This window comes from Agrobacterium sp. SUL3, assembly GCF_001263295.1.
Classification (GTDB): Bacteria; Pseudomonadota; Alphaproteobacteria; order Rhizobiales; family Rhizobiaceae; genus Agrobacterium; species Agrobacterium tomkonis.
In genome coordinates this window covers 59,316-72,340 of sequence record NZ_KQ414518.1, presented here as the reverse complement: position 1 = coordinate 72,340, position 13,025 = coordinate 59,316, and the positions used below count along the sequence as shown (strand labels likewise).

General features: G+C 59.3%; 12 protein-coding genes. 2 read left to right on the top strand and 10 right to left on the bottom strand.

Features of this window, described 5'->3' with window-relative positions:
• Nucleotides 1–2: 2 nt before the first annotated feature.
• Complete coding sequence (locus AKG12_RS25165; protein WP_052820894.1) at nt 3–1,157, bottom strand: efflux RND transporter periplasmic adaptor subunit; 1,155 nt, start codon at nt 1,155–1,157, stop codon at nt 3–5.
• Between the two features lie 369 nt (nt 1,158–1,526).
• Between AKG12_RS25165 and AKG12_RS25160 the strand changes: the two genes are divergently transcribed.
• A complete protein-coding gene (locus AKG12_RS25160) occupies nt 1,527–2,309 on the top strand; it encodes a pyrroline-5-carboxylate reductase (protein WP_052820893.1) in 783 nt (260 codons plus the stop codon).
• A gap of 55 nt (nt 2,310–2,364) precedes the next feature.
• Here the strand turns inward: AKG12_RS25160 and AKG12_RS25155 are convergent, their stop codons facing one another.
• From AKG12_RS25155 to AKG12_RS25130, 6 genes are all read right to left on the bottom strand, one after another.
• Entirely contained in the window at nt 2,365–3,963 is a 1,599-nt protein-coding gene (locus AKG12_RS25155; protein WP_052820892.1) for an MFS transporter, read from the bottom strand.
• Nucleotides 3,960–4,400: a DoxX family protein gene (locus AKG12_RS25150; protein ID WP_046801975.1), complete on the bottom strand. Its 441-nt coding sequence runs from the start codon at nt 4,398–4,400 to the stop codon at nt 3,960–3,962. Before AKG12_RS25150 ends, AKG12_RS25155 begins: the two co-directional genes overlap by 4 nt.
• Nucleotides 4,401–4,620: 220 nt before the next feature.
• Complete coding sequence (locus AKG12_RS25145; protein ID WP_052820891.1) at nt 4,621–6,603, bottom strand: amidohydrolase; 1,983 nt, start codon at nt 6,601–6,603, stop codon at nt 4,621–4,623.
• The gene (locus AKG12_RS25140) at nt 6,603–6,893 is read right to left on the bottom strand and encodes a XapX domain-containing protein (RefSeq protein ID WP_046801973.1); all 291 of its coding nucleotides are present in this window, start codon (nt 6,891–6,893) and stop codon (nt 6,603–6,605) included. The genes AKG12_RS25145 and AKG12_RS25140 overlap by 1 nt, the downstream gene beginning before the upstream one ends.
• Before the next feature lie 72 nt (nt 6,894–6,965).
• The gene (locus tag AKG12_RS25135) at nt 6,966–7,658 is read right to left on the bottom strand and encodes a hydrolase (protein ID WP_052820890.1); all 693 of its coding nucleotides are present in this window, start codon (nt 7,656–7,658) and stop codon (nt 6,966–6,968) included.
• Between the two features lie 143 nt (nt 7,659–7,801).
• Nucleotides 7,802–8,734 (bottom strand): VOC family protein, encoded by a 933-nt coding sequence (locus AKG12_RS25130; RefSeq protein WP_052820889.1) that lies wholly within the window; start codon nt 8,732–8,734, stop codon nt 7,802–7,804.
• A gap of 118 nt (nt 8,735–8,852) precedes the next feature.
• On the opposite strand from AKG12_RS25130, the gene AKG12_RS25125 reads away from it, so the two are divergent.
• A complete protein-coding gene (locus tag AKG12_RS25125) occupies nt 8,853–9,752 on the top strand; it encodes a LysR family transcriptional regulator (protein ID WP_046801970.1) in 900 nt (299 codons plus the stop codon).
• Between the two features lie 46 nt (nt 9,753–9,798).
• Here the strand turns inward: AKG12_RS25125 and AKG12_RS25120 are convergent, their stop codons facing one another.
• From AKG12_RS25120 to AKG12_RS25110, 3 genes are read right to left on the bottom strand one after another with little or no spacing between them, the layout of a single operon-like run.
• The gene (locus AKG12_RS25120; RefSeq protein ID WP_052820888.1) at nt 9,799–11,304 is read right to left on the bottom strand and encodes an HAL/PAL/TAL family ammonia-lyase; all 1,506 of its coding nucleotides are present in this window, start codon (nt 11,302–11,304) and stop codon (nt 9,799–9,801) included.
• Complete coding sequence (locus AKG12_RS25115; RefSeq protein ID WP_052760272.1) at nt 11,297–12,127, bottom strand: quaternary amine ABC transporter ATP-binding protein; 831 nt, start codon at nt 12,125–12,127, stop codon at nt 11,297–11,299. Before AKG12_RS25115 ends, AKG12_RS25120 begins: the two co-directional genes overlap by 8 nt.
• On the bottom strand, nt 12,120–12,977 hold the full coding sequence (locus AKG12_RS25110) for an ABC transporter permease (protein WP_046801968.1): 858 nt from the start codon (nt 12,975–12,977) through the stop codon (nt 12,120–12,122). Before AKG12_RS25110 ends, AKG12_RS25115 begins: the two co-directional genes overlap by 8 nt.
• Between the last annotated feature and the right edge of the window lie 48 nt (nt 12,978–13,025).

The window sequence follows — 13,025 nt, the reverse complement described above, 5'->3', positions numbered from 1 at the left end:
GATCAGTTGCTCCCGGCCCGGGCGGCCTGCTGGCCCAACGGCTGCTGTTCTATTTCCACCGTGGCGCCCGGCGCCACCTTCTGGAAACCGGACATGACGATCTGGTCCCCCGGCTTCAGGCCGCTGCTGGTGACCCAGCGGTTGCCAGCGCCAGTGACGATATTCACCGGACGGGGAACAATCTTGCCGCCTTCCACGATCCAGACGGATGCCTCGCCTTTGGCGTTGCGCATCACAGCACTTTGCGGAACAAGGATCGCGTCCTTGGTGACGGCCTGCGGCAGCTCAACTTCCACATAGAGGCCCGGTAGGAGCCGGTTATCGGGGTTGGAAAACGAAATTCGAAGCGTGACCATGCCCGTCGTCGGCTCGACCCTCGGTTCGGCCGCCTTAAGATCACCCTTTACCGGGTAAGTCTGGCCGTTCGGAAGGATCATCGTTGCAACGGACAGGGACTGGCTGCTCCCGACCCTTTTGTCGGCATTCCACCGCAACAGATCGTTTACGGATTGCGTCACATCAACGTAAATCGTGTCGAGCGCGCGGATCGTGGTCAAAGCGGTCGTCTGCTGCGCCGCCACAAGCGCACCGGCCGTCGTTTCCGAGAACCCGATGATGCCGGAGATCGGCGCGCGGATCGTCGTTCTCTCAAGGTCGATCTCCGCTGTCGTCAGCTGTGCCCGCGCCACCTGAAGTGCGGCCTGCGTCTTGTTTCTTTCGGCGATCTTGTTATCGCGGTTCGCCGCCGAGCTGACATTGTTGGCAAATGTCTCCTCAGCACGGCGTGCATCGACAAGGGCGAAATCGTAACTTGCCTGCGCCTGGGCGACATTGGCTTTAGCCGACTCCACCGCCGCGACATAGGTTTCATCCTCGATCTTGTAGAGAACCTGCCCGGCCTCGACACGGGCGCCCTCCTCAAACAACCGTTCCCGGATGATGCCGGAGACCTGCGGCCGCACCTCTGAAATCGTCGATGGCTTGATACGTCCGGGCAAACGCGCAGTCAGCGTGAAATCCGCCGCCTTGGCGGTTTCGACCGTGACCGACGGGGTGGGTTGCTGCTGCGAGAGCACTCGTCCGGGATAGAGGACGCAGGATAGGATCAACGCAAGGGCCACCGTTCGCCCGCGCCGCCACTGACTTTTCTCGACCATTTTTCACCTTTTGATGCAAACGAGCTTTCGGACACATCACAAGCGCCCGATCTTTCGGTGCCATATACATACATTCCGAATGTAAATATCAAGTGAAATATTTTGGCCAATCGGCACCGGGTGCTCACGAAAATCTTGCTTCAAAGTGCAAAACTGATCGGGATAAGATGCTAAAATAGAAGGAAAATCAGATTGCTGCTAAGCGTCTGATGCGGAGCACGTTTACGTCCTGCCGGCGGGAGCGGGAAAAAAATTAACATTGCCGACAGACCAGTTTTCTGGCCCAATGTCTCATCACCAGTCCGGAACAATCATCACCATCCTGCGTAAAACACGGCCGATCTGGCCCCCTGCCGACGTGGAGTCATCATGCCCCTTCCCCAGAAAATCGGTTTTATCGGAACCGGAGCGATCACCGACGCGATGGTGCGGGGCCTGCTCCTGAAGCCGGCGGCCGTGCCGCATGTCATGGTTTCAGCGCGCAACGCGGATATTTCGGCCAGGCTCGCCGCCGATTTCCTGCAGGTGATCGTTACCGGCGACAATCAGGCGATCATCGACGGGTGCCATACCGTCGTCTTGGCAATTCGGCCGCAGATTGCCGAAGACGTCATCCGCCCATTGCGTTTCCGGAACGGACAGAAGGTCATCAGCGTCGTTGCCGCAACCAGCCGCGAAGCGCTTTTCGACTGGATCGGCGCGGATGTCAGCCTTACGCAGGCGATTCCCCTGCCTTTTGTCGCACGGCGCAGGGGTGTCACAGCCGTCTATCCGCCGGATGCCGATACATCGGCAATTTTTAATAGCCTTGGCAATGCGGTCGAATGCGAGACGAAGGCGGAATACGATCTTCTCGCTGCCGCGAGTGCCCTGATGGCCACCTATTTCGGCATCATGCAGCATACGACCGAATGGCTGGCTGAAAATGGCTTGCCGGAAGAAAAGGGTCGCGCCTATCTCGCCCCGCTCTTCGCTGGTCTTTCCGAAGTGGCCCAGCTCACTGACAGAGACACCAGTTTCCTTGATCTCAGCGGTGAATTTGCCACCAAAGGCGGCCTCAACGAACAGGTTTTGCAGGATTTTGACCGTAATGGCGGCTCCAATGCGCTGAAAGGCGCGTTGAGCCGTGTTTTTGAGCGGATCACAAAATAGCCCGCGGTTGGTTACCGCAGCAATGAAAAAGGGGCCAATCGGCCCCTTTTTCGCTTTATGCTTTCCCCGGACGATTGATCGTGAGGAAGTGCCGCACGACCGGTCTTGCCATTCCCGAGTGATAGGCAAGTACCTTGCCCTGCAAGTCCGCGTCGGCATTGGAGACCCGTTTATGCTGGCGCAGATGCTCCGCCCAGGATTCCACCATGAACCATTCAACGATCTTCTGCGGATCGGCGGAGTCCTCGGTGACACCCCAGCCGTAGGCACCATCGCGCCGGCGCTCCTGTGAAAGCTCATCCAATGCGTGCAGGAACGCACTGCGGTGATGCTTTTCGACGTTGTATTCGATCAGGATCAGGACCGGGCCACGGTCATGGGCCACAGGCTCGGCAACGAGCGGTTCCGGCCAATGGTTGGACGGCACCATATCCGCGTCGCCGGCAGGCAATTTCAGGCGGTGCATGACAAGACCGGCGATAAACAGACCAGCAGCGCCGATCAGCAGCGTTCCGGGCACGCCTGTCGCTTCGCCAACGGCACCCCAACCGATGCTGCCCGCCGTCATCGCCCCGTTGAAGACGGTAAGATAGACCGCCAGCCCACGGCCACGCACCCAGTTCGGCAGAATGGCCTGGGCCGCGCCATTCAACGTCGTCAGCGCCGTGATCCATGCGCCACCGAGAAACAGCAGGATGACGATGGCCAGCCACTTGGGCGGAGCAAACGACAGGCCGGCCATGACGAGCGCGGTAATGACAGCAGCCCCCAGAAGCAGAGCATCGGCATCAAAGCGAGCGCGCAGTTTCGGCATGATCAACGCGCCGCCAATCGCGCCCGCACCGACCGCACCGAGCAGAATGCCATAAAAGCTGGCATCTCCGCCGAGCAATTGCCGTGCGACCAGTGGCAACAGCGCCCAGACGGCGCTGGCGAATGCAAAGAAGATCGCAGCTCGCAGCAGGACGACATGCAGGGGACGGCTGGCGCGTGTGTAACGAAGACCAGCCCGGAATGCACCAGAGAAACCTTCCGCCAACGCATCATTGGCGTTCTTCGCCCGTGGCCACCACAAGAGCGCCGCGATGACAACAAAGTAACTTGCGACATCTGCACCGTAGGTAACGGCCGCACCAAAGGCAGCAAGCAATATGCCGCCAACCGCAGGACCAATGGAACGGGCGATATTGATGCCCAGCGAATTGAGCGCGACGGCGCTCTTGATGTCCTCGCGTTTCACCAGTTCCGGCACGATGGCCTGCCAGGTCGGCCCCATCAGCGCCGCACCGATGCCGCCGAGGAAAGTGAGGCCGATCAGGGCACTGACGGACAATAATCCGGTATGGGCGAGGACCATGAGGGTGAGACTGACAGAGGCCAGCAGCAGCTGGACCGCAATCAAAAATTTACGACGGTCGAGAATATCCGTCAGCACGCCGGCCGGGATCGCCAGCAGAAAGATCGGCAGGGTTCCTGCCGCCTGAACCATGGCGACTGCCGCAGGCGAGGCCGAAAGGTCGGTCATCAGCCACGAACTGGCGACATCGCGCATGAAACTGCCGGTATTGCCAAGCACGGTTGCGGCCCAGAGGACGGCAAAAACCGGCTGTGCAAGAGGAGCAAAGCTGCTCGTGGAGGATTTTGCGGCACTCATTTGCCTGTTCCTTTCGTGAGATCGATTGCGGCAACGATAACAAAGGCGCCAGCCAGACCGAGATGTTCGAAGAAGGCGTTGGTGGCCATCATGCGATCCATGCCGGGCGCCATTTCCCAGAACCGAAGAGCAATGAAGGTGGCCAGAAGCGTGAAGCCCGCAAGCGCCAGAGCGCCTGCCCAGCGCAGAAAGCCGGAAACCACCATGGCCGAGGCGGCAAGCTCGAACACGATGACGACAACGGCAAAAACCGCAGCCGGATGAAGGCCGAAATGGTTCATCTCGGCAATCGCACCGGGAAAGTCGAAGATCTTGGTCAGCGGCCCCTGAATATACGCCGAGCAAAGCGCCAGAAGCGCAAGGGTTCGTGTGACGGGCGCGGCAACGATATCTGCAAGCAACCCGTGAAGGCGAAGTGTTGAAGATGGTTTGGTCATTGTCTGCTCCTGCGGCCTGGCCGCTCGCTTCGAGCGGCGTTGCGTTCATCTGATGGAGCGATATTGGCTGAAACAATTATCGCCAACAATTGCATCAATAGTTTCGATATAATTGCATAATTCGCAACATTAGCCCGCCTGAGAGGACTTCCTTCGCGTTGGATGCGGGCAGCGGCAATACGCTGCCCGCTTGGTCGGCCTGACATTCACACGGTCGGGCTTAAACCGCCCAGCATGAGCAGCCGAGCGCTCCGAAGAAGCCCTTCAGATCGGCGATTGGCAGCTTCGATGTCCATGCTCCGGCATGGTCATGTCCATGAACGCCGCAATCGCTGGCGCAGCCGCAGGACGTGATTGCCGCGCGTCGCAACGAGTTCTTTCCAGCCCCTTGCGGCTCACCCCAGGCGGCATAACCGCCGAAAGCGCGAACCGGCGACCAGTCCGGCATGGCGGGGGGCACGTCGTTCTCATCAAGCGCCTTGAAGTCACCGGCACCATAGACGATCTTGCCGCCGACCATGGTCAACTCGGAGGTGAGGAACGAGATTTCATCTTCGGCGCAGGAAAAATAATCCTTGTCCGGCACCACCAGATCGGCGAACTGGCCTTTTTCGATGCGGCCCTTTTTGCCCTCTTCGTTCGAGAACCAGGTGACTTTTTCGGTCCACATGCGCAGCGCCGTTTCGCGGTCAAGGCAATTGGCGCGTGGATAAAGCTGCATGCCGCCCACCGTCTTGCCGGTTACCATCCACGAAAGGGACACCCATGGATTGTAAGAGGCGACACGGGTGGCATCGGTACCGGCAGAGACATTGACGCCCTTGTCGAGCATTTTCCTGATCGGCGGCGTCGCCTCGGCAACTCCCTGTCCATAACGTTCGACGAAGTATTCGCCCTGATAGGCCATGCGGTGCTGGGTGGCGATACCGCCGCCAAGCGCTGCAATACGGTCGATCGAACGATCAGAAATGGTCTCAGCATGATCGAAGAACCAGTTCAGACCTTCAAGCGGAATGTCCCGGTTGACCTTTTCGAAGACATCAAGCGCCCGCGAGATTGTCTCGTCATAGGTGGCATGCAGACGCCAGGGCCAGCGGTTTTCCGCGAGAACCCGCACGACCTCTTCGAGTTCGCCCTCCATTTCCGGCGGCATGTCCGGTCGCGGCTGGCGGAAATCCTCGAAATCGGCAGCGGAAAAGACCAGCATCTCACCTGCGCCATTGTGCCGGAAATAGTCATTGCCCTGCTTGTATTTGACCGAAGAGGTCCAGTTGAGGAAATCCTCCTTTTCCTGCTTGGGCTTCTGCGTGAAGAGGTTGTAGGCGAGACGCACGGTCATCTGGCCTTCATCGGAGAGCTTCTGGATGACCTCATAATCATCAGGGTAATTCTGGAAGCCACCGCCCGCATCGATCACGCCGGTCACACCCAGCCGGTTCAACTCACGCATGAAGTGGCGGGTGGAGTTGACCTGATAATCGAACGGCAGCTTCGGTCCCTTGGCGAGCGTCGAATAGAGGATACCGGCATTTGGTTTGGCAAGCAGCATTCCCGTGGGATTGCCGCTCGCATCGCGGGTGATCTCGCCGCCGGGCGGGTTCGGTGTATCCCGCGTATAGCCAACGGCGCGAAGGGCTGCGCCATTCAGCAGCGCCCGATCATAGAGATGCAGCAGGAAGACCGGCGTGTCGGGCGCCACCGCATTGATTTCCTCAATGGTCGGCAGGCGCTTTTCGACGAATTGATGCTCGGTGAAGCCGCCAACGACGCGCACCCATTGCGGGGCGGGCGTGATCGCCACCTGCCGTTTGAGCATGTCCATGGCGTCCGCCAGCGAGCGCACGCCATCCCAGCGCAGTTCCATGTTGAAGTTCAAACCGCCGCGAACGACGTGGGTGTGATTGTCGATGAGGCCGGGCAGCACGCGTTTGCCCTTCAGATCGATGATTTTCGTCCCCGGCCCGGCGAGTGCCATGACATCGGCATCGGTTCCCACGTCCACGAACAGACCATCCTTGATGGCAACTGCCGTTGCATTTGGATTGCCGCGATCAAGCGTCGTCAGGCGGCCATTGTGAAGAATGGTGTCGGGATACATGGAATAGGCTCCGGTCTGAATGGGATCAGCGGCATTGGCCGGTGAAAAGAGATGCGGAAAGGCAAGGCTCGATGCCGCGCCAAGAAAAGTGCGTCGCGTTGGCATCAGCTTCTCTCCCCATCCGCAGGCTGTTTCGCCCTGGCGAGATCCACGGTCTCTCCGCTGCCCTTTGGCATATGGCCGAACATATGCGGCTTGATCTGGTTGATCCACGAAACGGCGGCCGGCTCCTTGCCGATGATCGACCTTGCAAAAGGAATGACCTGTTCCCCCAGCAATATGCCAAGCAGGCCGACAAGCGCGATGATGGGCGGTGCGGGTGAACGCACATTGAGCAGGCTGTAAACAATGCCGACCAGCAGGCCGGCGCCAAGCGACAGAAGATAGACTTTCATGGGAACCTCCTAGATGGATGAAAGCCGCACCGGACGGGACATCGATCCTTCCGGTGCGGCGCGGTTGAAAGCTTATTTTTGGGCTGGGTTCGGGCCGATGCGCTTGCCGTGTTTGACGCGCTCTGCACCGCCATGGACGTGGGTGACGGCATAGTCGATGCCCATGCCGTAGGCGCCGGAATGTTCCTTCACCAGCGAGGTGACGGCGTCATAGGTTTCCTTGCGTGCCCAGTCGCGTTGCCATTCAAGCAGCACCTGCTGCCAGGTGACCGGGATGATGCCGGCCTGCACCATGCGATCCATAGCATATTTATGCGCATCGACAGAGGTGCCACCGGAGGCATCCGCCACCATGTAGATCTCGTAATCAGCAACATCATGAAGTGCCGAGAGCGCGAAGGTGGTGTTGCAGACTTCCGTCCAGAGACCGGAAACGACGATCTTCCTGCGGCCGCCGGCGGCGTTCTTCGCCAGGGCGTCGCGGACATTCTGGTCATCCCAGGAATTCATCGAGGTGCGCTCGAGGATATCGTTCTCCGGAAAAACCGCGAGCAATTCCGGGAAGGTGTTGCCGGAGAAGCTTTCCGTTTCGACCGTCGTGATGGTCGTCGGGATATCGAATATCCGGGCGGCCTTGGCGAGGCCGACAACATTGTTCTTCAGGGTCTGACGATCGATCGATTGCACGCCGAAAGCCATCTGCGGCTGCTGGTCGATGAAGATCAACTGGCTGTTGGCGGGGGTAAGGACTTCGAGCTTGGACATTTTCGTTCTCCGTTCAGGTGGTGATTGCCGATCTACGGCGGTGGAAATTGACAAGGCTTCGCCGGTGGGCTGCCCGGCGCGGGCAGCCGTCTTTGAAGGGCGTGAATGTGTATCTGTCAGTCGGTTCGGATCAGCGGTCCGTCTTAAGCAGCGAGCGGAACCAGGCTCGCCTCGATCTTGTTGCGGAACGGCTCATACCGGTTCGGCAGCTTGAGTGCCTCACCAAGATGGGCTGTATCCTCGTCCCGGTCGAAACCGGGTTCATTGGTGGCGATCTCGAACAGGATCCCGCCCGGGGTGCGGAAATAGATCGCCCAGAAGTAATCGCGGTCGATGACGGGGGTCACCTGATAGCCGGTATCCATCAGCGCCTTGCGCACTTCGAGCTGCTTTTCACGGTTTTCAACCGCAAAGGCGATGTGGTGCACCGAACCGGCTCCCGGGCGGGCAAAGGGTGTCTTCGGCAACGCCGCAAGATCGATCGTATCCGCGCCATTGCCACCGGGAATAACGAAACGTGTGACGTTTCCTTCAACGTCGGCCCGCTCATAACCCATGAAACGCAGAAGCTCCTCGGTTGCAGCCGTATCGTGAAGATTGAAACGCGCACCGGTGAAACCGCGTATGGCATTATCTTCGGTTATGCCCTCGGCCAGCCAGCCAGCACGTGCATCATCGCCCGTTTCGATCAGCGCGAGACCGTCGCCATCGGGACCGGTGAAGCGCAGGCGATTGTCGCCGAAGACCGTGTCGGCCTCAATTCCGGTAGCGCCTTTGGCAATGAGACGATCTTTCCAGAAGCCGAGCGCACCCTTGGGAATGGAGAACTGGGTCTCGCCCACTTCGCCGACACCGGGACGACCGGCCATCATCTGGGCGAAGGGAAAATAGGTCATGACCGTGCCGGGCGATCCCGTTTCATCACCGTAATAAAGGTGATAGACGCTGGGCTCATCAAAGTTGACCGTCTTCTTCACCCGGCGCAGGCCGAGCGTTTCGGTGAAAAAACTGTTGTTCTGCAGCGCATCCGACGCCATGGAGGTAACGTGGTGCAGGCCCTTGATATCCTTGATCATCGTCGGCGCCTCTCTTCGTTTGTGTGTCCGTTTCGATGACAAAGATATACGTCGCTTGATTGCATCAAGGAATTGCAATATTTCTTGTGACTGAATTGCGATTTTTGAAATAATAGAGATGAACGACCACAAAGCTCTCAAAACCTTTCTGATGGCGGCCGAAAAGCGCAACTTCGCGCAGGTGGCCCGTGAACTGGGCATGACGGCAGCAGCCGTCACCCGCGCCATTGCCGCGCTTGAATGTGATCTCGGCGTGCAATTGTTTGTCCGCACGACCCGTCAGGTATCGCTGACGACCGATGGCGCCGTTTTTGCCGCGCAGATTCAGCCGGCAATAGAAGCGCTCGAAAATGCCCGGCGCGACGTCAGGAATGCTCACAAGGCCGATCAGGGAAGGCTGAGGATCAGCGCGCCGACATGGCTCGGGAAAACCGTACTGCCACCGATCCTCTCGGGTTTCCGGGAACTGTACCCGAAAATGTGCTTCGAGATTTCGCTGTCCGACGGCTTGGTCAACATCGTCGATGACGACTACGATCTCGCGATCCGCATTTCGTCAGCCCCATCAGACAAATTCACCATCTGGCGCAAGATCAGGGCCGTGCCGAGAATATTGGTGGCGGCACCGGGCAGCCGGTTCACGCAAATGGAACATCCGGGCGAGCTGACGCCCGACGATTGCCTTGCCTATAGCGGTGAAAGCCGGCGGGAAAACTGGGTCCTTTCGGATGGCGGATCAAGCATCACGATTTCGGCCGGTCGCAGATTCAGCGCTAATAATGGCGAGGTTCTGGCAGATTTGGCGGCGGATGGTGCCGGAGTGGCCATGTTGCCGGGGTTTCATATCGCCGACCATATCCGTAGCGGCCGGCTGATACATGTTCTGCGCGGCTGGTCGCCGCCGGAACTCTGGCTGACGCTTTATTATCCGCCCTACCAGAAGCTCCCGCCCCGCATCGCGACTTTCTCGAAGTTTTTCGAGGACCAACTGCCCGCACATATGGTGATGCTGGATTAAATATGACGCCGGTGCATAAATTCATCACCGGCGGCGCATCCCTGATTTATGACAAGTGCCCAATCCCGGCGCTCGTGTTACGCAACAGCTTCTCCACCATGGCAAGCAGAGAATTGAGCGGCCGGTCATCGCGGTAAAAGGGAACGTCTGCGCGAATACGCCGGTAGAGGGCGTGGGTGCCGGGTGCCATGCCGGCTTCTCCAGGCTGCATGTCATAGGCCTGCGCCGCACACATGATCTCGATCGAAAGAATGGTTTCGAGATTGGCGATGATGGAAAGTGCCTTGTCGGCAGCCGGCGTGGCGTGAGTGAGAATATCCTCCTGCAAGGCAGAGGTAATGCCACCATCCAGACTGGCGGGCGCAGCCAGCCGCCGGTTTTCGGCAACCAGCGCCGCGGCCGTATACTGAATGATCATGAAACCGGAGCAGACACCGCTGCCTTCCGCCAGAAAAGCTGGCAGGCCGCTGACCAGCGGATTGACAAGGCGGTCGATCCGGCGCTCCGCAATGCTTGCCAGTTCTGCAGCCGCGACGGCCAGACCATCCATGGCAAGCCCCAATGCCGCGCCAACGGCATGGGCCTGTGAATGCACCTGCGGCATATCCGGCGAACCGGTAACGACCGGATTGTCCGTAACACTTGCCAGTTCGCGATTCACCACTTCGCCGATCTGCATGACGCTGTCGCGAATGGCGCCGTGGATTTGCGGAACGGCGCGAAGGCTGAGCGGATCTTGCGTGCGCGATCCCGCCGAGCGCGCCAAGAGGGGACTATCCGCCAACAGATGGCGGAGATTATTTCCAACGGTCTGAAGCCCCGGGGATGTGCGCAGAGCAAGGGGCGCTGCCGAGAATGGATCGGACTGCGCGCCCAGATTTTCATAACTCATCGCTGCGGCCGCATCCGCCCAGTCCAGCAGATTTTCCATTTGTGACAGCGCCAGGCAGGCAAGTCCGGTGGCGCAGGGCGTTCCGTTGACGAGACTCAGCCCCTCCTTGGCCAGAGGCACAAGTGGCAAGAGACCGACAGCTGCCAGCGCCTGCCCTCCGGAAAGCCTTTCGCCATCACGCACCGCCTCGCCTTCGCCGATCAATACCAGCCCGATCGCTGCGGCATGGGTGAGATATCCGACCGAACCACGTGAGGGAATGACGGGTAAAACATCCGCATTCAAAAGGGCCAGCAACGCCTCGACGGTTTCCACGCGGATGCCGGAAAAACCATGGGCAAAATTGACGATCTGCGCGGCCATGATGGCACGTGTCTGCTCCCGCCCCAGCGGTTCTCCAACCCCGCAGGAATGGCTGAGCAGGATGTTTCGCGACAGGGCCTGTTGTCGATCCCTGTCCACGATCACGTCGCACAGGGCACCGACACCGGTATTGATGCCGTAGCCGCGCACGCCTTTCGACACCAGCGCCTCGACAATGTCACGCGCCGCGGCGATACGCTTCCACGCGGCATCGGCAAGCTGCAGTCGTGCACCTTTTGCCACCATGGCGACATCCCGCCATGAGATGCCCTGATCGATGATGACGGTGTCAATCATGATGGGCGACCGCCGCACCCGTGCGGCGCTGCACGAAGCGGGCGACATAATCATTGGCGGGGCGATTGAGAATATCGTCCGGCGTTCCGACCTGCACCAGTTTCCCGTCCTTCAAAATCGCGATCTGCGCACCGATCCGCAACGCCTCATCAAGATCATGCGTGATGAAGACGATGGTTTTCGAGAGGTTCTTCTCCAGCTGCAGAAGCTGATCCTGCATATCGGCGCGGATCAGCGGATCGAGAGCGGAAAATGCCTCATCCATCAGGATAACGTCGGTATCGGCAGCGAGAGCCCGCGCAAGGCCGACACGCTGCTTCATGCCGCCGGAAAGCTGGTGGGGCATCTTGTTTTCATAGCCGGCGAGCCCGACGGTCTCGATCCATTGCATGCCGATCGGATTTGCTTCCGCCTTTGAAAGGCCGCGTACACGCTGGCCATAAACGACATTCTGCATAACCGTGCGGTGTGGCATGAGGCCGAAATTCTGAAACACCATGCTGACCCGACGATTGCGGAAGTCGCGCAGATCCTTGGCCCTCAGATCAAGCACATTGCTGCCGCCAACCAGGATTTCACCGCTCGTCGGTTCGATCAGGCGGTTGATATGGCGCACAAGCGTCGATTTTCCGGAGCCGGACAGCCCCATGATGACGAAGATGCGGCTGCCGGCAATGTCGAGGCTGACATCGTCGAGACCGACGCTGCAACCGGTCTTGGCCAATATTTCAGCCTTGTCGGCGCCGTCCTTCGTCATGGCGAGCGCGGCTTTCCAGTTGCCGCCGAAAATCTTGGAAACGTTACGGATTGCGATATCAGTCATCGCCGCGCTCCTTCCGGCTGGATTGGCCGAAGCCCTGCGTAATACGGTCGAGGACGATGGCGAGAATGACGATGCCCAGACCCGCCTCGAGGCCCTTTCCGACATCCAGTGTCTGAATCCCGTTCAGGACCTGTTCGCCCAGACCACGTGCACCGATCATCGAGGCGACCACCACCATGGAAAGAGCCATCATGATCGTCTGGTTCAGGCCAGCCATGATTGTGGGTGTGGCCAGCGGCAGTTCAACCCCGAACAGGATCTGCGACGGGCTGCTGCCAAAAGCGGTTGCCGCCTCCACCACTTCACGATCCACCTGGCGGATGCCCAGATCGGTCAGGCGGATCAGCGGTGGTACGGCATAGATGATGGTCGCGAGTACCGCCGGCACCTTGCCAAGGCCGAAAAGCATGATTGCCGGGATCAGATAAACGAAACTCGGCATCGTCTGCATGACGTCGAGGACAGGCAGCGTGATACGCCGCATGATCTGGCTCTTGGCGAGCCAGATGCCGACCGGGACACCGATGATGATGGAAATCAGGCTGGCGATGAGCATCAGCGCCAGCGTCTGCATTGTCAGGTCCCACAAGCCGAGAGCGCCGACGATGAGCAGCATGACCCCGACCATGAGAACAAGCGAAATCTTGCGCGCGGCAAACCATGCGAGCGCCAGAAAGGCAAGCAGGACCAGCCACCATGGCAGGCCGCGCAATATCCATTCCATGAACAGGATGACCTGCAGAATGGTTTGCGAAATTGCCTTGAAGACGAAGCCGTAATTGACGACCAGCGACTGGACGAAGTCGTTGATCGGGCCACGAATGGAAATATGAAGAGACTCAGGAAACATCGGGGGGCGTCCTCGCACTTGCCGTCTTCCGTCCCCGACGGTCACGGC